This is a genomic window from Streptomyces sp. NPDC001204 (assembly GCF_053598035.1).
The window spans coordinates 1-16,753 of the sequence record NZ_JBSFJL010000017.1 but is presented as its reverse complement, the minus strand read 5'-3'; the positions used below and the strand labels follow the sequence as shown (position 1 = coordinate 16,753).

Genomic DNA, 16,753 nt, shown 5'->3' with positions numbered 1-16,753 from the left:
CAGCCATGGTGCAACGCAGGACGCCGCCTTACACCCGGACGCCACCCCGCACGCGGACGGTCGCCGCACCGCTCGCGTGCGCGGCCTGTACGCGAGCGTGGCCCCGCACGTGGACGTGGCCCCGCACGTGGACGTGGGCCTGAACCGGGCGCTGCCGGTACAGGGGTGGTGCCGTACTGGTGTCCTGCTGATGCCCTACACCCGGGCCGCGCCCCCCGCCGTCACCGCCGCGTCGAGGTCGGTGAACAGCAGTTCGCCGTTGATTGCCGCGCCGGCGCGGTAGCCGCGGCTGGCGGCGTTGATCACCTGTTCGGCGAAACCGCTCGCGTTCCCGGCCGACCACAGGCCGGGGACGGTCGTCAGGCCCCGTTCGTCGATCACCGGGAAGGCGCCGAACGGCGTCTCGCGCAGTTCGGCGCCGAGTTGCTGGAGCAGGTCGGTCCGCGGCAGCGCGCGCGGTGCTACGAACAGAGCCTCGCGGGCGTGCGTCGAGCCGTCGGCGAGGCGGACCCCGGTCAGCCGGTCCGCCTCGACGACGATCCCGGCCACCTCGCCGGGCACCACGCGGACGCCGGCCGCGGCCAGCCTGCGCAGGTCGACGTCGCTCAGCTCGTTCTCGCCGACCTCGTGCAGGAAGAACGTCACGTCCTTGGACCACTGGGTCACCATCAGCGCCTGGTGGACGCTCAGCGGGGTCGTGGCGAGCACGCCGAAGGCCTGGTCGCGCACCTCCCAGCCATGGCAGTACGGGCAGTGCAGGACGTCGCGGCCGAAGCGTTCGGCGAGGCCCGGGACCGCCGGGAGCTCGTCCTTCAGGCCGGTGGCGACGACCATCTGCCGGGCGTGGACCGTGCGCCCTCCGGCCAGCGTCACGTCGAACTCGCCCTCGGCGTCCCGGACGGCCTTCACCGCCCGGTCCCGGACCAGTTCGACCCCGTACCGCTCGATCTCCTCGCGTCCGGCGGCGAGGAACCGCTCCGGGGACATGCCGTCCCGGGACAGGAAGCCCTGCATGTGCGCGGACGGCGCGTTGCGCGGCTCGCCCGCGTCGACGACCAGCGTGCGCCGCCTGGCCCGGCCGAGGACCAGCGCGGCGGACAGGCCCGCCGCGCCGCCTCCGACGACGACGGCCTCGTACTTCTCGGCCCGCACGGCCCGCACGGCCCGCACGGCCCGCACGGCCTGCTCGGCCCGCACGGTCTTTCCGCTCTTCTCGGTCATGGTGACCACCTCCACCAAGAAGGTCGTTCGTCCGATGCCGGATCGACAAACACATTTGCCGGTTCCGCAAGCGAGGCAGCACTGTCGAGACATGAGCATCGAGGACGTTCTGGCCGACGTGGGCCCCCGGCTGCGCCGGATACGCAAGGAACGGGAGGTCACCCTCGCCGCCCTCGCGGAGGCGACCGGGATCTCCGTCAGTACCCTGTCGCGCCTGGAGTCGGGACTGCGCAAGCCCAGTCTGGAGCTGCTGCTGCCGATCGCCCAGGCCCATCGGATGCCGCTGGACGAACTGGTCGGAGCCCCTCCGGTGCGCGATCCGCGGGTACGGGCCGAGCCGATTGTGCGCGACGGTCGCACCCACTGGCCGCTGACCCGGCAGCCGGGCGGTCTGCAGGCGTTCAAGGTGCTGGAACCGCGGCGCAGGCTCGAACCGGACCCGCGGACGCACGAGGGCTACGAGTGGCTGTACGTGCTGTCCGGCAGGCTCCGGCTGGTGCTCGGCGGGCACGACGTGGTGCTCACGGCCGGTGAGGCGGCGGAGTTCGACACGCGCGTGCCGCACTGGTTCGGGTCGACGGGGGAGGGGCCGGTGGAGTTCCTGAGCCTGTTCGGGCCGCAGGGCGAGCGCATGCACGTACGGGCGCGACCGGCCCGCGGTGGCGAGGACGGCTGACCGCGGGTGTTCCCCGATGGGCAAGCGACTGCTTAGTATGCGATGGACCCGGTCAGACGACGCGACGACGCGGTCCCCTGGAGGCGGCGCATGCAGGCATGGCGAGTGCACGACAACGGCGAGCCGGGCAAGGTGATGCGCCTGGAGGAGACCGAGCCGCCCGTCCCGGGCGAGGGCCGGATCCTGCTCAAGGTGCGTGCCGCCGGCATCAACTTCCCGGACGCGTTGCTGTGCCGCGGCCAGTACCAGGTCAGGCCGCCGCTGCCCTTCACCCCGGGGGTGGAGATCTGCGGCGAGACGGAGGACGGCCGCCGGGTGATCGCCAACCCGGAGCTGCCGTACGGCGGTTTCGCGGAGTACGCCGTCGCCGCCACCGACGCCGTACTGCCCGCCCCCGACGCGCTGGACGACGCCGAGGCGGCCGCCCTGCACATCGGCTACCAGACGGGCTGGTTCGGCCTGCACCGCCGGGCGCGCCTGGAGGCCGGCGAGACCCTGCTCGTCCACGCCGCCGCCGGAGGCGTCGGCAGCGCGGCCGTGCAGCTCGGCAAGGCGGCCGGCGCCCGGGTCATCGGTGTCGCCGGCGGTGCCGGGAAGGCCGCCGTGGCCCGTGAGCTGGGCTGCGACGTGGTGATCGACCGGCACACGGAGGACGTCGTCGCCGCCGTGAAGGAGGCCACCGGTGGCCGGGGCGCGGACGTGGTCTACGACCCGGTCGGCGGCACGGCCTACGCCCAGTCCGCCAAGGCCGTCGCCTTCGAGGGCCGGATCCTGGTCGTCGGCTTCGCCGGCGGGACCATCCCCAGCCCCGCGCTCAACCACGCGCTCGTCAAGAACTACTCGATCGTGGGCCTGCACTGGGGCCTGTACAACACCAAGAACCCCGAGCTGGTCCGGCGCTGCCACGAGCAGCTCACCGACCTGGCCGCCCGGGGCGCGATCAAGCCGCTGGTGAGTGAACGGGTGCCGCTGGCCGGGGCCGCGGCCGCCGTCCAGCGGGTCGCCGACGGAGCCACCACCGGCCGCGTCGCCGTGGTGCCCGGCCTGGAGAACGGAGCCGCCGCATGACCGACGCCGAGGAACTGCGCCGCCGCACCCACGAGTTGCTGGCCGCGCACCCGCCGGCCACCACCGGCACGCTCGACTTCCTCAGGGCCCGTTTCGACGCCGGGCTCGCCTGGGTGCACTACCCGCGAGGCCTCGGCGGGCTCGGCGCCGCCCGCTCTCTCCAGTCCGTCGTGGACGCCGAGTTGGCGGCGGCGGGCGCTCCGGACAACGACCCGCGCCGCATCGGCATCGGCCTCGGCATGGCCGCGCCGACCGTCCTGCGCCACGGTACCGAGGAGCAGAAGCGGCGCTTCCTCAGGCCGCTGTGGACCGGGGAGGAGGTCTGGTGCCAGCTGTTCAGCGAACCGGGCGCCGGATCCGACCTGGCAGCCCTCGGCACCCGGGCGGTCCGCGACGGTGACACGTGGGTGGTCAGCGGCCAGAAGGTGTGGACCTCCAGCGCCCACCTCGCCCGCTGGGCCATCCTCATCGCCCGCACCGACCCCGACCTGCCCAAGCACCAGGGCATCACCTACTTCCTCTGCGACATGACCGACCCCGGTGTCGAGGTGCGGCCGCTGCGCCAGATCACCGGAGAGGCCGAGTTCAACGAGGTCTTCCTGACGGGCGTGCGCATCCCCGACTCCCACCGCCTCGGCGACGTGGGCGACGGCTGGCGGGTCGCCCGGACCACGCTCATGAACGAGCGCGTGTCCATCGGCGGTATGCGGCTGCCCCGCGAGGGCGGCATGATCGGCCCGGTCGCGAGGACCTGGCGCGAGCGCCCGGAACTGCGCACCCACGACCTGCACCAGCGGCTGCTGAAACTGTGGGTGGAGGCCGAGGTCGCCCGCCTGACCGGCGAGCGGCTGCGCCAGCAACTGGCCGTGGGCCAGCCCGGCCCCGAGGGCTCCGGCATGAAGCTCGCCTTCGCCCGCCTCAACCAGGAGATCAGCGCTCTGGAGGTCGAACTCCGCGGCGAAGAGGGGCTGTTGTACGACGACTGGAGCATGCGCCGCCCCGAACTGGTCGACTTCACCGGCCGCGACGCCGGCTACCGCTATCTGCGCGCCAAGGGCAACAGCATCGAGGGCGGGACCAGCGAGGTCCTGCTGAACATCGTCGCCGAGCGCGTCCTCGGACTGCCCGCCGAGCCGCGCACCGACAAGGACGTCGCCTGGAAGGACCTCGCCCGATGAGCGCGTCGAGCCCGATGAGCACCACGAGCGCCGAACCCGACCTGCTGTACTCGGAGGAGGAAGAGGCGCTGCGCGCCGCCGTCCGGGACCTGCTCACCGACCACTGCGCCCCGGCGGACGTGATCGCGCGCGCCGAGACGGACGCCCCGCACGACCGGGCACTGTGGAAGACGCTCGCCGACGGCATGGGCCTGGCCGGTCTGCTGGTGCCCGAGGAACACGGCGGTCAGGGCGCCACGCACCGTGAAGCGGCGGTCGTCCTGGAGGAGTTGGGCCGCGCGGTGGCTCCCGTCCCGTACCTCACCAGCGCCGTGGTCGCCACCGAGGCGCTGCTGGCCTGCGCGGGCGACGACTGCGCCGGGCTGCTGTCCAGCCTGGCGTCCGGTCGTACGATCGGCGCCCTCGCGGTCGGGCTGCACACCGCGCCGGGCGCCTTCAGGAGCGTACGACTGGAATCCGGGCTGCTGCACGGGGAGCTGACGGGCATCGCGGACGCGGCGGTCGCCGATGTGCTGCTCGTGCCCGCGGAGGACGGCGCGCTCCACGCGGTCGACGCGGACGACGTCACCATCACCCCGCAGGTGTCGCTGGACCTGACCCGGCCGCTCGCGACCGTCTCCTTCGACGCCGTACGGGGCCGCCGGCTGGGCGACGCCGGGCCGGCCGTGCACCGGGCGCTGCGGGCCGGCGCCGGACTGCTCGCCTCCGAGCAACTCGGCCTCGCCGACTGGACGTTGACCGAGACCGTGCGCTACCTGAAGGAGCGCACGCAGTTCAACCGGCCGGTCGGCGGCTTCCAGGCGCTCAAGCACCGGCTCGCCCAGCTCTGGCTGGAGGTCGCCGGACTCCGCGCCGCCGCCCGGTCCGCGGCCGACGCGCTCGCCAGGGAGGAGGACGCCGACGTGGCGGTCGCCGTCGCCCAGGCCCACGCGGCGCCCGTCGCCGTCCACGCGGCCGAGGAGGCGCTGCAACTGCACGGCGGCATCGGCATGACCTGGGAGCATCCGGTCCACCTGTATCTGAAGCGGGCCAAGGCGGACTCGATCGCGTACGGCACCGCGGGCGCCCACCGCGAGGCGCTGGCCCGGCTGGTCGGCCTCGAAGCCCCCTGACGTCCCGCCGGACGTCAGGGGTGCAGGCTGCCGACGATCTGCGCCGTGGCCATCAGACCCTCGTGAATGGTGGGCGCCATGCTCGTACCCGCCAGGAAGAAGCCGAGCAGGACGCAGACCAGGGCGTGCGAGAACTTCAGCGCGCAGTTGCGCACGAAGATCACCGCCAGGAGCAGGAGCAGCAGCACCACAGAGATGGAAATGGCCATCGTCGTCCTCCTCCGCCACGCCCACTTCGCGGCTTCGGCCGCAAGTGTGGCGTAGCGGAGGGTCAGGCCGTGCGGTAGACGTGTCCCCCGAACGGGTGGTTCTGCCGTCGTCCCGGAACCGTGCCCCGCGTTCCGGAACGTGATGTCCGGCTCGGGGCTCAGGCCTCGATGACACGGGAGCGGATGAGGAAACGCACTCCCTCGGGTGCCTCCAGGGAGAAACCGCTGCCCCTTCCGGGCACCACGTCGACGATGAGCCGGGTGTGGCTCCACACCTCGTACTGGCTGCGCGACATCCAGAACGGCACGGGCCGGTCCACCCCCTCGACCTCCAGCTCCGCGAGCAGCACGTCCGAGCCCCCGGTACGGAACTCGCCGTCCGGGTAGCACATCGGCGCGCTTCCGTCGCAGCAGCCGCCCGACTGGTGGAACATCAGGGGCCCGTGCGCCTCGCTCAGCCGCCGGACCAGGCCGGCCGCGGCGGGGGTGAACTCCACACGCGGGAACTCCTCGTACATCGTCGCCGTCCTTCGCCGCCCCGGAAGAAGAAGCCGGACCCAGACAAGCAGCACGGAGGTTGCGACAAGGTTGCACGGCGCGCGTTCCCGGGGCCTGCCGTACGCCGTCGGGCCGCCGTGCCCCCTCGCGACGCGCGCGTACGGGCGATCACTGAGATCCTGAGCGGGAGAAGCGCTGCCCATGACATGACCGGTGGTGGTGAGCGCGGTGTCCGAATGCGGCGACAACAGTTCCGGGCCGACGGCCGCGGGCCTTGATCCTCTGGGGGACCCGTTCCTGCGCACCCGGTTCGCTGTGCCGGTACCGCCGGCCACGTTCCTGCGCCGGCAGCGCCTGCTCGATCACCTGGACCAGGCACTGGCCACACCGCTGACCATGGTCAACGGCGGCGCGGGTGCGGGCAAGACGCTGCTGGTCGCCGACTGGGCCGCCCACCTGGAGCGGCCGGTGGCCTGGCTCACCGCGGACGCCACCGACCAGGCGCCCGGCGTCTTCTGGGCCTACCTGCTGGAGGCCCTGCGCGCCTGCGGGGCGCACGAGATCCGCGACGTCGGCTGTCCGGCCGAGGCCGGAGTGGTGGACCACGGCCTGCTCGCCCGGCTCGCCGCGCGGCTGAACGGCCGCGACCGGCCCGTGGTCGTCGTCCTCGACGAGTACGACCGGGTGACCGCGCCGGAGATCGCCGATCAGCTCGGCTTCGTCCTGCACCACGCCGGACAGGGCATGCACCTGGTCCTCGTCACCCGCTCCGAACCGACGCTGCCCCTGCACCGCTACCGCGCGGACGGCACCCTGACCGAGATCAGGGGCGCGGAACTGGCCTTCACCACGGAAGAGGCGGGGAGCCTGCTGGACCTGCACGGGTTGCGGCTCGGCGGCGACGAGGTCCGCGCGCTCGTCGAGCGCACCCGGGGCTGGGCGGCGGGACTGCGGCTGTGCGCCCTGGCCGCGCAGCAGAGCAGCGACCCGGAGACCTACCTGAAGGAGTTCGAGGCCGGACAGAGCACGATCGCCGACTTCCTGCTGGCCGAGGTGCTCAAGAGACAGCCGGCCCCGACCCAGGACCTGCTGCTGCGGGTCAGCGTCCTGGACCGGTTCTGCCCCGACCTGGCCAACGCGCTCGCCGGGCGCCGGGACGCCGGACCCATCCTGGCCGAGCTGCACCGGGCGAACGCGTTCGTGGAGCACCTCGGCCACTCCTGGTACCGCCTCCACCCGCTCTTCGCGGAGATCCTCGCGGCGCACCTGCGGGTGCGGTTGCCCAACCTGGAGACCGAACTGCACCGCAGGGCCGCCGAGTGGCTGCGGCACAGCGGACCGCTGCCCGAGACGCTCGCCCACGGCGCCGCGGCCGGCGACTGGCGGTTCACCGCCCGCGCCCTGGTGGACGACCTCGCGATCGGCGAGTTCTTCACCGGCCTGCGCTCCGGGGACCTGGGCGCGCTGTTCTCGCGGATGACCCCCGAGACCGCCGGCCCCGAGGCCGACCTCGTCTGCGCGGCGCGCGAGCTGTCCGACGGCGACCTCGGCCACGCCCGCCCGCACCTGGAGCACGCCCGCCGGGAACTGGCCCGCCCCGGTGCCGACATGGCGGCGGCCCGGCTCAGCTTCGCCCTCCTGGACACCCTCGCCGCCCGGCTGACCGGCGCCCCGGGCCGGGCCGAACACGCCGCCCGGACGGCGCGGGACCTGCAACAGGACCTCCCCGCCGAACTCCTGGACAAGCACCCCGAACTCGCCGCTCTGCTGCAGACCCACCTGGGCGCCGCCCGCCTGTGGGCGGGACGCTTCGAGGACGCCAGGGCCGCGCTGTCCGCCGCGGCGGCCGGCTCCGACGGGGCCACCGCGCTGCCCCGGGAGGAGTCCCTGAGCCAGCTCGCGCTCATCGACTACCTGACCGGCTGGCCCACGCGCGCGGAACGCAAGGTCCTGGCGGCGCTCGCCGACGCGGAACGGTTCAGCCTGGCCGAGCCGACCGGCACCGGACTCGGCCACCTGGTGCTGGCCGCGGTGGCCGTCGACCGTGACGAACTGGGGGAGGCCCAGGCCCTGCTGGACCGGGCGACGGCCCCGCAGCCGGTGCCGTGGGATCCCGTGGCGGCCGCCGGCCTGGTCATCGCGCGGGCACGGCTCCAACTGGCCCGCGGAGAGGCCGGGGCCGCCCTGGAGACCGCCGAGTCGGCCGTCCCCGCCGCCGTGGCCTCACCCTGGGCCGAAGCCCACACCGCGCTCGTCGTCTCCGCCGCCCATCTCGCCGAGGGCCGCCCCGAGCTGGCCGTGAAGGTGCTGGAGGACGCCGTGGGCACCGAGGCCGCCTGCACGGTGGCGGCCGCCCGCGCCCACCTCGCCGCGGGTGACCCGGGCACCGCACTGGACCTGCTCGACGCCCTTCCCGCCGGGCCGCGCAGCGGCCCCGCCGTCACGGTCCGGGCTCTGCTCGTGCGTGCCGAGGCCACCGGCCGGCAGGGCGACCACGCCGCCGCGCGCCGGCTGGCGACCCGCGCACTGCTGGAGGCCCGCAACGAGCGGCTGCGGCGCCCCCTCCACGAGGCCGGACCGTGGCTGCGCCGCCTGCTGGACACGGACGCGTTCCCCCGGCCGCCGGCCCGACCGGGTCCCCCGTCCGGGACCGATCCGGGGACGGGCCGCCCGGCCGCCCTGGTCGTCGACCAGCTCAGCGGCCGCGAGCGGGACGTGCTCCAGCGGCTCGCGCTGATGATGACGACCGAGGAGATCGCCGCGGACCTGTTCGTGTCGGTCAACACCGTCAAGACCCACCTCAAGAGCGTGTACCGCAAGCTCGGCGTCAACCGGCGCAACGAAGCGGTGCACCGGGCCCGCGAACTGCGCCTGCTGTGAACCGCCCGCGACGGGCCCACACCGACTACACCGGCGGGGTGTACGGGTCCATGGTCGCCGCCTCCGTGGTGGTCGGCGCCGGCGTACCGGAATCCTTCCCGCGCCTGCAACTGGCGCTGTTGCTGCTGCTCACCGGTGTGGTGTTCTGGCTCGGGCACGTGCACGCCCAGCTGTTCGGCGCCCGCCTGGCCCAGCGCAACCTGGACCGCGGCACCGTCCTGCACGTGTGCCGCGACGAGTGGCCGATCGCCGAGGCGGCCCTGCCGCCGGCTCTCGCGCTGGCCGTCAGCCCGCTGTTCGGCCTGGACCTGCCGGGCGGGCTGTGGCTGGCGCTCGCCGTGGCCGTGGCCGGCCAGGTGGGCTGGTCGGTGGCCGCGGCGCGCCGGGCCGGCGCCTCCTGGGGCCTGGTCGCGGGCACGGCGGCGGTCAACCTGGTGATCGGACTGCTGATCCTCGCGTTCAAGGTCGTCCTCACCCACTGACCCGGGACACACTCACCTGCCGTATCACCTGCGCCGGGTGAGGTCCGGCGGCACGGCCGGGCGGACCCTCGGACAGGGGGCGTGGCACGCCCGTCCCCAGGCCATCGTGGGAGCGGCTGATGCGCTACGAGATCCGCGTCGACGGGCACATGTCGGAGACGCTGACCAAGGCATTCCCGGAGCTGGACCACGTGGTGATGTCCGGTCAGACCGTCCTGTACGGACCCGTCGTGGACGAGGCGCACCTGTACGGGCTGCTGGCCCGCTGCCAGTCACTGGGCCTGCGGGTCCTGGAGATGCGCCGCGTCCCGGAGTGAGCTACCCGGGCGGCCGGTCACGGTGCTGCTGGCGCAGACCCGCCTGGATGGCACTCGTCAGCACGCGCGCCGCGACACCCACGAGCAGCAGCCCGCCGGTCATCTGGAGCATGGCCAGCACCCGCCCCGTCTGCGACCGCGCCGTGATGTCGCCGTACCCGACGGTGGTGAACGTGGTCAGCGCGAAGTACAGGGCGTCCGTCCTGGTCAGCGGCTCGGTGAAGGAACTCGGGTCGGAGTGGTCCAGGAGGTAGTAGGCGCCGGCGAACAGCAGCAGGAAGAGCGGAAGCGTGATCGCCAGCGCCTCCACGGCCTTCAGCCGGGGGTAGGGCGTGCGGGCGATGGCCCACACCTCCCACGCGAAGAACAGGGCGACGCCGGCCAGCCCCAGCCCGAGCAGGACCGCCGTCGTCGCCGAGGCCCGGCCGTCCAGGGGCAGCAGGTAGTACGCCGTCACCAGACCGGCCGTGACGAGCACCGAGCGAGCGAGCACCATGACGGCCGCCGACCTGGGCGCACGCTGCTCCCGGTCCCGCCGCGGCGGGCGCCTCCCCGCGGTGTCCGGGTCGCGAGGAGCTGCCGAGTCGCTCATCCCGTGTCCCTCCGGTTCCGCTGTCCGGGAAACGCGCGCGCAGGTCCGCATCCAGATCAACGCGGCAGCGCGGGGGACGGATCACCCCTCACGGGTGACCCGTGGGACTCCGCCCCGCGGGACGCTGGCGTACGGGTCCCCACACACCGTCCCGTCGGCGGTCCGGCAGCGACCTGCAACCGATCCCCGCGAGGAGGAGCCATGACCGTGTCGCGTGGTTCGGCATCGCATGCCGGAGCGGAGCACAGGCCCGGCGGGACGGGCCCCCACCCGGACGGCGACCCCGCCGACATGCTGGCGGGCCTCGGCAGTTCGTGGTCCTGGCTCCTGGGTTCGGCGCTGGCGACGCTGGTGCCGGGGATCATCGTGCTCGCCTGGCCGAACGAGACCCTGCACGTCCTGGCGATCGTGATCGGGCTGTACCTGCTCGTGACCGGCGCGTTCCGGTTCGTCGCCGCGTTCTCCCGGGAGGAGCACGGCGAGCGCCTGCCGCGGCTGCTGGTCGCGGTGCTGTTCGTCCTCGCCGGGGTGCTGTGCCTGCGGCACCCGTTGCAGACGATCGCCGCGCTCTCGCTGATCGTCGGGATCGTCTGGCTGCTGTCCGGCATGCTCACCGCCTACACGGCGCTCGCCTTCCGGAGCCTGCCCCACCGCGGCGTCCTCCTCGGCGCGGCGGCGCTCGGCATCGTCGCGGGCATCGTGGTGCTGGCGCTGCCCACGCAGTCGGCCCTGGTGCTGACCCGGCTGCTCGGCCTGTGGCTCGTGCTGCTCGGCCTGGTCGAACTGGGCGTCGCCTTCGCCTGGCGGTCGGCACTGCGCAGGACCGCCACGGGGACCCCGACGGGGCCCGCGGCGACGGTCTGAGCCCCTCGTACGCCGACCGCGGTGCCGGTCCGGGGCCGCACACGCCGGCCTTCCTGCCCTCGGCCGGCCGGCCCCCGTCCGGGCGGTTCACGCCGTGTGGCGCGCCGCCCCGCACGCGACGACCAAGGAGGATCCATGGCCCCCGCCGACGCCCCCGTCCCGCCGGCCCCGGGCGGCGCCGGGGAGCCCCGGCGCTCCCTGACCCCCGCGGAGTACGCCGACTACGAACGGCTCCGCCGGGCCGCCGCGGTCAAGCACCGGAGGCTGCGCCGGGCGGGCGCCACGATCCTGCTGGTGGTGACCCTGGTGTTCGCCCCCTTGGCCGTGGTCGCCGCCTGGGTGCACGACACGGTCGGCGACACCGACCGCTACGTCCAGACCGTCACACCCCTGGCCCACGAACCGGCCGTGCAGAACGCCGTGATCGACCGGCTGACCAAACGAGTCGTGGACAACATCGACCTGAACGCGGTGACCGCGGCGCTGACCGACGCCCTCAGGAAGTCCGGGGCCCCGCCGCGCGTCGTCGACGACTCCACCGTGCTCACCGGCCCGCTGCGCGGCGCCGTCACCGACGTGGTGCACCGCGTCGTCAAGCGCGTCATCACCAGCGACGTCTTCGAAGAGGTCTGGGTGACCGCCAACCGGCGGGCGCAGACGGCTCTGATGAACGTCCTCACCGGAAACCAGAAGGGCGCCGTACGGGCCCAGGGCGACACCGTGCAACTGGACATCGGGGTCGTCGTCGACCAGGTCAAGCACGAGCTGGAGAGCGCCGGCTTCCGGAAGGCCTCGGTCATACCCGCACCCGACCGTTCGATCACCCTGTTCAGGACCGAGAAGCTGAGCAAGGCCCAGGACGCCATGCGGCTGCTCGACATCGTCGGCGTCTGGCTGCCCGTCGTGACCATCGTGCTCGCCGCGCTGACCGTGTGGACGGCTCCGTCGCACCGGCTGATGTTGCAGGTCACGGCCATCGGCGTGGGCGTGATGATGATCGTCCTGCTCATCGCCCTGGCCGTGGCCCGCCGGGTCTACCTCGGCTCCGTCCCGCCGACCACGCTGCCCCCCGACGCCGCCGCGGTCATCTACGACACCCTGGTGAGGTTCCTCCGCGACAGCGCGCGCACCCTCCTGGTCGTCGCCGTGATCACGGCGCTGGCCGCCTACCTGTACGGCCCGGGACGCGCGGCTCGCGGGGTGCGGACGCTGGCCAGGCGGAGCACCACCGCCGCGGGCGAGGCGCTCGGCCGCGCCGGAGTGCACACCGGTACGGCCGGACACTGGCTGGACGCCCACCGGAAGTGGACCACCGGCGTCGTCATCGCGGCCGGCGCGCTCGCCCTGGTGCTCTGGAACCACCCCACGGTCGCGGTCGTCGCACTCGTCCTGTGCGTCCTCCTCGCCGTCCTGATCGTCCTGGCCGTCCTGGCCTCCGCCACGGGCCCCGCCGAGTCCGCGGGATCCGGCGGCGTACGCCCCGCGACGTCCTGAGCCCCCGAACCCCGGTCCCGCGCGGCGCGGGACCGCGGCGGCGCCGCACGGTCACCCGCATCGGGTGAGGCGCCCGGGCCTCGCCGTGCGCACGCTGACAGAGGGCAGACCGCGTACCCGGGCACAGGCCCGGGACGGAGAAGAGAAATGAGCACGCAGATGAACCTCGCGTACGACTACCCGCTGCTGAGCGCCTTCTGGACGATGCTGTGGTTCTTCCTGTGGATCATGTGGTTCGTCCTGCTCTTCCGGGTCATCCTCGACATCTTCCGCGACGACGGCCTGAACGGCTGGGCCAAGGCCGGGTGGCTGGTGTTCTGCATCGTGCTGCCGTTCCTCGGCGTCCTCGTCTACGTCATCGCCCGCGGCAGGAGCATGGGCCGCCGGGAGATCGCACAGGCGCGGGAGCAGCAGGAGGCCTTCAACGCCTACATCCGGCAGACCGCGGCAGGCGGCGGGGGCGGGTCCAAGGTCGACGAACTCGCCCGGCTGTCCGACCTGCGTGCCCGTGGAGACATCACCGACGAGGAGTTCGCCCGGGCCAAGGAGATGATCCTGACCGGAGGCGCCCCCGAGGGCCGCGCCACCTCCGTGACCTCCACCCCCGAGAGCCCCGACAGCTCCGTCGGCTCCACTCCCGGCCGTCGATGACCTCGCCGGACGAGACGAAACGAGGGAGAAGATGACCGCGACCCACACCGCACGGCCGCATCCGGTGAAGCAGGCATGGGCCACCGGCCTGACGGCCTTCGCCGCCGTCATGCTGATGATCGCCGGAGTGCTCGACATCTTCCGCGGAATCATGGGCATCGCCCAGGACGACGTCTTCGTCACCACGCGCAACTACGTGTTCCAGTACGACCTCACCGGCTGGGGCTGGATCCACCTCGTCCTCGGGGTGCTCGCCGTGATCATCAGCATCGGGCTGTTCCAGACGGCGATGTGGGCGCGCGTGGCCGGTGTGGCGATCGCCGGGCTGATCATCCTCGCCAACTTCCTGTCCCTGCCGTACTACCCGGTCTGGGCGGTCGTGATGATCGCGTTCTCCGGGTTCATCATCTGGGCCCTGTGCGTGCTGCGGCCCGAGGAGCCCGCGGCCTCTCCCCCCAGCACCGCGTCCTCCACCTCCTCCACTCCCTCCTCCACCACCGGAACCGCCCCGCCCCGCAACCCGTGAGGGGCCGGGCGAGCCGACCCGCACGGCCCGGGCGATCACACCGCCCGGGCCGCGCCGACGCACGTCGGGAGACGCTGGGCTTCGGGCGCCCGCATCCCGGTCCGGCCTGGCGGCGGTTCGCGCGGTGAGCGCCCCCACGGGGATCCGCCCGCCAACAAGGGGTGCCGACCCGCCGTAGGTTGCGGGTCGGTCCGCTCCCGGGATGCGGCGCCCATACCGGCGCGTAGCGTGGAAAGGGCGATGCGGGAAACTCAAGAGACCAGGCGGGAGGGATTCTCGTGGGTACAGCACCGGAGACCCTGCAGAAGGCCGAGCTGACGGAGGAGCAGGAACGCGCCAGTGAGCGCCAGTGGTTCCTCGACGCCGACACCGGGGAGCTCAAACCGGAGGAGAGTTCCGACCGCGACGAGCGGACCGGGCCGGGCCCGGTTCGCGTGGCTCGCTGGACCTTCGATTGACCGCTCCGCCCGAGGACCGCGTCTGGGCGCGTCACCACCGGCGTACGGGAGCGGTGCTGATCGTCGGCGCGGGAGCGGTCGGCGGATTCCTCGCCGAGGAACTCGCCCGGATCGGATTCAGCCCGCTCCGGCTGGTCGACCCCGACACGCTCGCGGTGGAGAACCTGATTCGCCACCCACTCGGTGCCCCCGCCCTGGGACAGCCCAAGGCCCTGGCCCTGGCTGCGAAGATCCGTCGCGACTTCCCCTCCTGCGACGCCACCGGCCACCACGCGGACTTCCTCGCGCTGCCCGCGGACGAGCAGCGGTCGCTGGTGGGCGGTGCGGACGTGGTGGTGGCGGCGACCGACTCCGCCGTGTGTCAGCGCCACGTCAACCGCGTGGCCCTGGCGGTGGGCAGGCCCGCGGTGTATCCGGCGGTCTGGGTGGACCCCAGGATCCGTGACGCCGAGGTCGGCGAGATCCTGTGGGTGCTCCCCGGCAGGCGCACGCCCTGTTACGAGTGCGCGGTGGCCTTCCGGCAGGGGACCGCCGACACCCAGGCGGCCCGCGGTGCCCGGGTGGACATCCAGCTCGTCGCCCTGGCCACGGCCCAGGTCGTGACCGCACTGGCACACCCCGACGACGACCGCTCGGCGATCCTCGATCACCAGCGCACCGCCATCTACCTGCACGGACTGACGCCCACCTCGCCCGGCGTCCGGGCCGCCTTCCCCACCACCGGTCTGAGCAGCCGGAACGTCCGGGTCCCCTTCCCGTCCCGGCCCTGCGCGGCCTGCCACGGCTGGCGCCATGTGGCCTCCTCCCCGGAAACGGCCGCCGCGGGAACGGGCAGGCGGCCGGGCGAGGACGGGGACGGGGGACGCTGCTGGCCCGTCTTCGCCGCCGTCGTGCTGTGCATCGTGGTCCTGTTCATCGTCTCGGTCGCCCACGGCAGGCACATGTAGGCCGGTGACGCCGGGAGTGCGCGCGTTCGACGAGAGAGCACTCGCTTGACGCTGAGAGAGCGCTCATCGCCCGTCATGACCGCTCGGGGGTCCGGGGGACGGGCAGCGGTTCGAGCCCGGTCACCGCGTACTCGATCCGGACGTCGTCGGCCAGTCTCAGCGCGCCCAGGAACGCGCTGTACGGCTTGATCCCCCAGGTGGACTGGGTGACGGTGGCCCAGCCGCACACCATTCCGTCTCCGTCGCCACCCCCGTGCACGGTCACCGGGTGGCTCCGGCCCTTGATCGTGAGGTCCCCCGTGATCTCGAAGGACTCCGGCGTTCCCGTGACGCTCGTGGAGCGGAAGACGATGACGGGGTGCTGTGCGGTGTGCAGGAGGCCCTCGCCCTCGAGCAGGCGTTTGATCTCCGCCCTGTCGGCGTCGGTGAGGGGCTTGAGCCCTCCTGTCCCCTCCCGGACCGTCAACGATCCCGTCTCGACCGTCACGGTCACCGACGACTTCCCGGGATCACCCGTGACGACCACCGCCTCCCCGGTCCACCGGGTGGCTTCGAGCGTGAGGTCGTGCCCCGCCTTCCGCCCGGGCCCCGCGCGGCTGGTCCTGACCAGCAGCCGGCCGATGGGCGATCCGAATCCGTACGTTCCCTCACCCAGTACCACAGTTCCGACTGTAGGCGACGCGGCTCAAGCGTTTCCGGACGAGCCTGCGGCCGCGGAGAGGACCGCCTCGGCCGCGGCGTCGTACACCGCCTTCGGGTCGACGGCGCTGAGCGCGTCGATGTGGGCGTGGGTGACCGGGTACTCGCCCTGCGGCAGCCGGGCGTAGACCCGGGTCCACGTCGTGGTGTCCTTCTCCTGGACCTCGGGTTCGAGCGAACCGAGCGCGGCGGCGTGCGCGCAGAGTCCCAGGGTGGTGTCCGGTAGTACAGGACGGTCTCGGCGGGTGCCGGCCCCGAGCGCTCGAAGGCGGCGAGCAGGAGTTCCACCAGTCGCTGCTCGGCGGGCCCGCCGGTGGTGCGTGCGAACGTCAGCACGGTGATCGCCGGGAAGCGGGTCTGGATCCGCCAGGTCACCTCGGCGATCCGGCGCAGGGTGTCCTGCCAGGGCTCGTCGTCGGGCACCCGGCCGATTCCGTCGAGGATCATCTCGATGGTGAGCTCGCACACGGCGAGCAGCAGTTCGTCCTTGTCGCGGAAGAGCCGGTAGAGCGTCGTGACGTCGGTTCCCAGCTCCTGGGCGAGTCTGCGCATGGTGAGGCTGGCGGCGCCCTCGCGCTCGGCGAGCTGGATCGCGGCTCGCCGCCGGATTCGCCTATCTGCTCTGGCTCACCCGGGGATTCCGGCGCCCCACTCCCGATCTGGCCCTGGACGCCGACCAGTTGGACCTCGCACCCAGGGGCCCGGAACAGCCGGCCGTGTCCTGAGAGCCGAATCCCACCCCTCGGGCACGGTCCTTGCTTTCTCGTCTCCGGCGTCGCCGGGTACTCACTCCGCTCCTGTGTCGGCTCCGGCCGTGGTGCTGGCGGGTTCGGCGGGGCCGGGTTCGACGAAGCTGTAGGGCGGCAGGGGGCCGTTGACCC

General features: G+C 73.2%; 18 protein-coding genes and 1 pseudogene. 13 read left to right on the top strand and 6 right to left on the bottom strand.

Annotated features, from left to right (window positions below):
* Positions 1-195: 195 nt before the first annotated feature.
* Entirely contained in the window at positions 196-1,221 is a 1,026-nt protein-coding gene (locus ACWC91_RS22840; RefSeq protein WP_450642381.1) for an NAD(P)/FAD-dependent oxidoreductase, read from the bottom strand.
* A 91-nt stretch (positions 1,222-1,312) separates the two neighbouring features.
* On the opposite strand from ACWC91_RS22840, the gene ACWC91_RS22835 reads away from it, so the two are divergent.
* The 4 genes from ACWC91_RS22835 (at position 1,313) to ACWC91_RS22820 (ending at position 5,255) form a co-directional block, all read left to right on the top strand.
* On the top strand, positions 1,313-1,897 hold the full coding sequence (locus ACWC91_RS22835) for a helix-turn-helix domain-containing protein (RefSeq protein ID WP_225079039.1): 585 nt from the start codon (positions 1,313-1,315) through the stop codon (positions 1,895-1,897).
* A 90-nt stretch (positions 1,898-1,987) separates the two neighbouring features.
* On the top strand, positions 1,988-2,965 hold the full coding sequence (locus ACWC91_RS22830) for an NADPH:quinone oxidoreductase family protein (RefSeq protein WP_450642379.1): 978 nt from the start codon (positions 1,988-1,990) through the stop codon (positions 2,963-2,965).
* Positions 2,962-4,143 (top strand): acyl-CoA dehydrogenase family protein, encoded by a 1,182-nt coding sequence (locus ACWC91_RS22825; protein ID WP_225079037.1) that lies wholly within the window; start codon positions 2,962-2,964, stop codon positions 4,141-4,143. Before ACWC91_RS22830 ends, ACWC91_RS22825 begins: the two co-directional genes overlap by 4 nt.
* Complete coding sequence (locus ACWC91_RS22820) at positions 4,140-5,255, top strand: acyl-CoA dehydrogenase family protein (RefSeq protein WP_450642378.1); 1,116 nt, start codon at positions 4,140-4,142, stop codon at positions 5,253-5,255. Before ACWC91_RS22825 ends, ACWC91_RS22820 begins: the two co-directional genes overlap by 4 nt.
* Before the next feature lie 14 nt (positions 5,256-5,269).
* Here ACWC91_RS22820 and ACWC91_RS22815 read toward each other — a convergent pair whose 3' ends face one another.
* Positions 5,270-5,464, bottom strand: coding sequence for a hypothetical protein (locus ACWC91_RS22815; RefSeq protein ID WP_141363227.1), 195 nt, complete (start codon positions 5,462-5,464; stop codon positions 5,270-5,272).
* Between the two features lie 158 nt (positions 5,465-5,622).
* Complete coding sequence (locus ACWC91_RS22810; protein WP_225079035.1) at positions 5,623-5,982, bottom strand: DUF779 domain-containing protein; 360 nt, start codon at positions 5,980-5,982, stop codon at positions 5,623-5,625.
* A gap of 193 nt (positions 5,983-6,175) precedes the next feature.
* On the opposite strand from ACWC91_RS22810, the gene ACWC91_RS22805 reads away from it, so the two are divergent.
* The 3 genes from ACWC91_RS22805 (at position 6,176) to ACWC91_RS22795 (ending at position 9,641) form a co-directional block, all read left to right on the top strand.
* Positions 6,176-8,842, top strand: coding sequence for a LuxR C-terminal-related transcriptional regulator (locus ACWC91_RS22805; RefSeq protein WP_450642376.1), 2,667 nt, complete (start codon positions 6,176-6,178; stop codon positions 8,840-8,842).
* 50 nt (positions 8,843-8,892) lie between these two features.
* The gene (locus ACWC91_RS22800; RefSeq protein ID WP_450642388.1) at positions 8,893-9,324 is read left to right on the top strand and encodes a hypothetical protein; all 432 of its coding nucleotides are present in this window, start codon (positions 8,893-8,895) and stop codon (positions 9,322-9,324) included.
* A 119-nt stretch (positions 9,325-9,443) separates the two neighbouring features.
* Entirely contained in the window at positions 9,444-9,641 is a 198-nt protein-coding gene (locus tag ACWC91_RS22795; protein ID WP_141363236.1) for a hypothetical protein, read from the top strand.
* 1 nt (position 9,642) lies between these two features.
* On the opposite strand, the gene ACWC91_RS22790 is transcribed toward ACWC91_RS22795, so the two are convergent.
* Positions 9,643-10,233, bottom strand: coding sequence for a potassium channel family protein (locus tag ACWC91_RS22790; RefSeq protein WP_374114051.1), 591 nt, complete (start codon positions 10,231-10,233; stop codon positions 9,643-9,645).
* 201 nt (positions 10,234-10,434) lie between these two features.
* On the opposite strand from ACWC91_RS22790, the gene ACWC91_RS22785 reads away from it, so the two are divergent.
* The 6 genes from ACWC91_RS22785 to ACWC91_RS22760 all read left to right on the top strand — a co-directional run bounded on the left by ACWC91_RS22785 (position 10,435) and on the right by ACWC91_RS22760 (position 15,173).
* A complete protein-coding gene (locus ACWC91_RS22785) occupies positions 10,435-11,097 on the top strand; it encodes an HdeD family acid-resistance protein (protein WP_281155460.1) in 663 nt (220 codons plus the stop codon).
* A 135-nt stretch (positions 11,098-11,232) separates the two neighbouring features.
* The gene (locus ACWC91_RS22780) at positions 11,233-12,591 is read left to right on the top strand and encodes a hypothetical protein (RefSeq protein ID WP_225079032.1); all 1,359 of its coding nucleotides are present in this window, start codon (positions 11,233-11,235) and stop codon (positions 12,589-12,591) included.
* A gap of 147 nt (positions 12,592-12,738) precedes the next feature.
* The gene (locus tag ACWC91_RS22775; RefSeq protein WP_450642374.1) at positions 12,739-13,242 is read left to right on the top strand and encodes an SHOCT domain-containing protein; all 504 of its coding nucleotides are present in this window, start codon (positions 12,739-12,741) and stop codon (positions 13,240-13,242) included.
* 31 nt (positions 13,243-13,273) lie between these two features.
* On the top strand, positions 13,274-13,768 hold the full coding sequence (locus tag ACWC91_RS22770) for a DUF7144 family membrane protein (RefSeq protein WP_225079030.1): 495 nt from the start codon (positions 13,274-13,276) through the stop codon (positions 13,766-13,768).
* 278 nt (positions 13,769-14,046) lie between these two features.
* Positions 14,047-14,226 carry a hypothetical protein gene (locus tag ACWC91_RS22765; protein WP_225079029.1) on the top strand — a complete coding sequence of 60 codons (180 nt, stop codon included), beginning with the start codon at positions 14,047-14,049 and terminating at the stop codon, positions 14,224-14,226.
* Positions 14,223-15,173 (top strand): HesA/MoeB/ThiF family protein, encoded by a 951-nt coding sequence (locus tag ACWC91_RS22760; RefSeq protein ID WP_450642372.1) that lies wholly within the window; start codon positions 14,223-14,225, stop codon positions 15,171-15,173. Before ACWC91_RS22765 ends, ACWC91_RS22760 begins: the two co-directional genes overlap by 4 nt.
* 73 nt (positions 15,174-15,246) lie before the next feature.
* Here the strand turns inward: ACWC91_RS22760 and ACWC91_RS22755 are convergent, their stop codons facing one another.
* Complete coding sequence (locus ACWC91_RS22755) at positions 15,247-15,834, bottom strand: YceI family protein (RefSeq protein WP_225079027.1); 588 nt, start codon at positions 15,832-15,834, stop codon at positions 15,247-15,249.
* 824 nt (positions 15,835-16,658) lie between these two features.
* Positions 16,659-16,753, bottom strand: a pseudogene (locus ACWC91_RS22750) (GvpL/GvpF family gas vesicle protein); the annotation flags it as partial.

Coding starts and splice junctions, on each gene's coding strand:
- ACWC91_RS22840 (WP_450642381.1), bottom strand. CDS start 1,221: ATGACCGAGAAGAGCGGAAAGACCGTGCGGGCCGAGCAGGCCGTGCGG.
- ACWC91_RS22835 (WP_225079039.1), top strand. CDS start 1,313: ATGAGCATCGAGGACGTTCTGGCCGACGTGGGCCCCCGGCTGCGCCGG.
- ACWC91_RS22830 (WP_450642379.1), top strand. CDS start 1,988: ATGCAGGCATGGCGAGTGCACGACAACGGCGAGCCGGGCAAGGTGATG.
- ACWC91_RS22825 (WP_225079037.1), top strand. CDS start 2,962: ATGACCGACGCCGAGGAACTGCGCCGCCGCACCCACGAGTTGCTGGCC.
- ACWC91_RS22820 (WP_450642378.1), top strand. CDS start 4,140: ATGAGCGCGTCGAGCCCGATGAGCACCACGAGCGCCGAACCCGACCTG.
- ACWC91_RS22815 (WP_141363227.1), bottom strand. CDS start 5,464: ATGGCCATTTCCATCTCTGTGGTGCTGCTGCTCCTGCTCCTGGCGGTG.
- ACWC91_RS22810 (WP_225079035.1), bottom strand. CDS start 5,982: ATGTACGAGGAGTTCCCGCGTGTGGAGTTCACCCCCGCCGCGGCCGGC.
- ACWC91_RS22800 (WP_450642388.1), top strand. CDS start 8,893: ATGGTCGCCGCCTCCGTGGTGGTCGGCGCCGGCGTACCGGAATCCTTC.
- ACWC91_RS22795 (WP_141363236.1), top strand. CDS start 9,444: ATGCGCTACGAGATCCGCGTCGACGGGCACATGTCGGAGACGCTGACC.
- ACWC91_RS22790 (WP_374114051.1), bottom strand. CDS start 10,233: ATGAGCGACTCGGCAGCTCCTCGCGACCCGGACACCGCGGGGAGGCGC.
- ACWC91_RS22785 (WP_281155460.1), top strand. CDS start 10,435: ATGACCGTGTCGCGTGGTTCGGCATCGCATGCCGGAGCGGAGCACAGG.
- ACWC91_RS22780 (WP_225079032.1), top strand. CDS start 11,233: ATGGCCCCCGCCGACGCCCCCGTCCCGCCGGCCCCGGGCGGCGCCGGG.
- ACWC91_RS22775 (WP_450642374.1), top strand. CDS start 12,739: ATGAGCACGCAGATGAACCTCGCGTACGACTACCCGCTGCTGAGCGCC.
- ACWC91_RS22770 (WP_225079030.1), top strand. CDS start 13,274: ATGACCGCGACCCACACCGCACGGCCGCATCCGGTGAAGCAGGCATGG.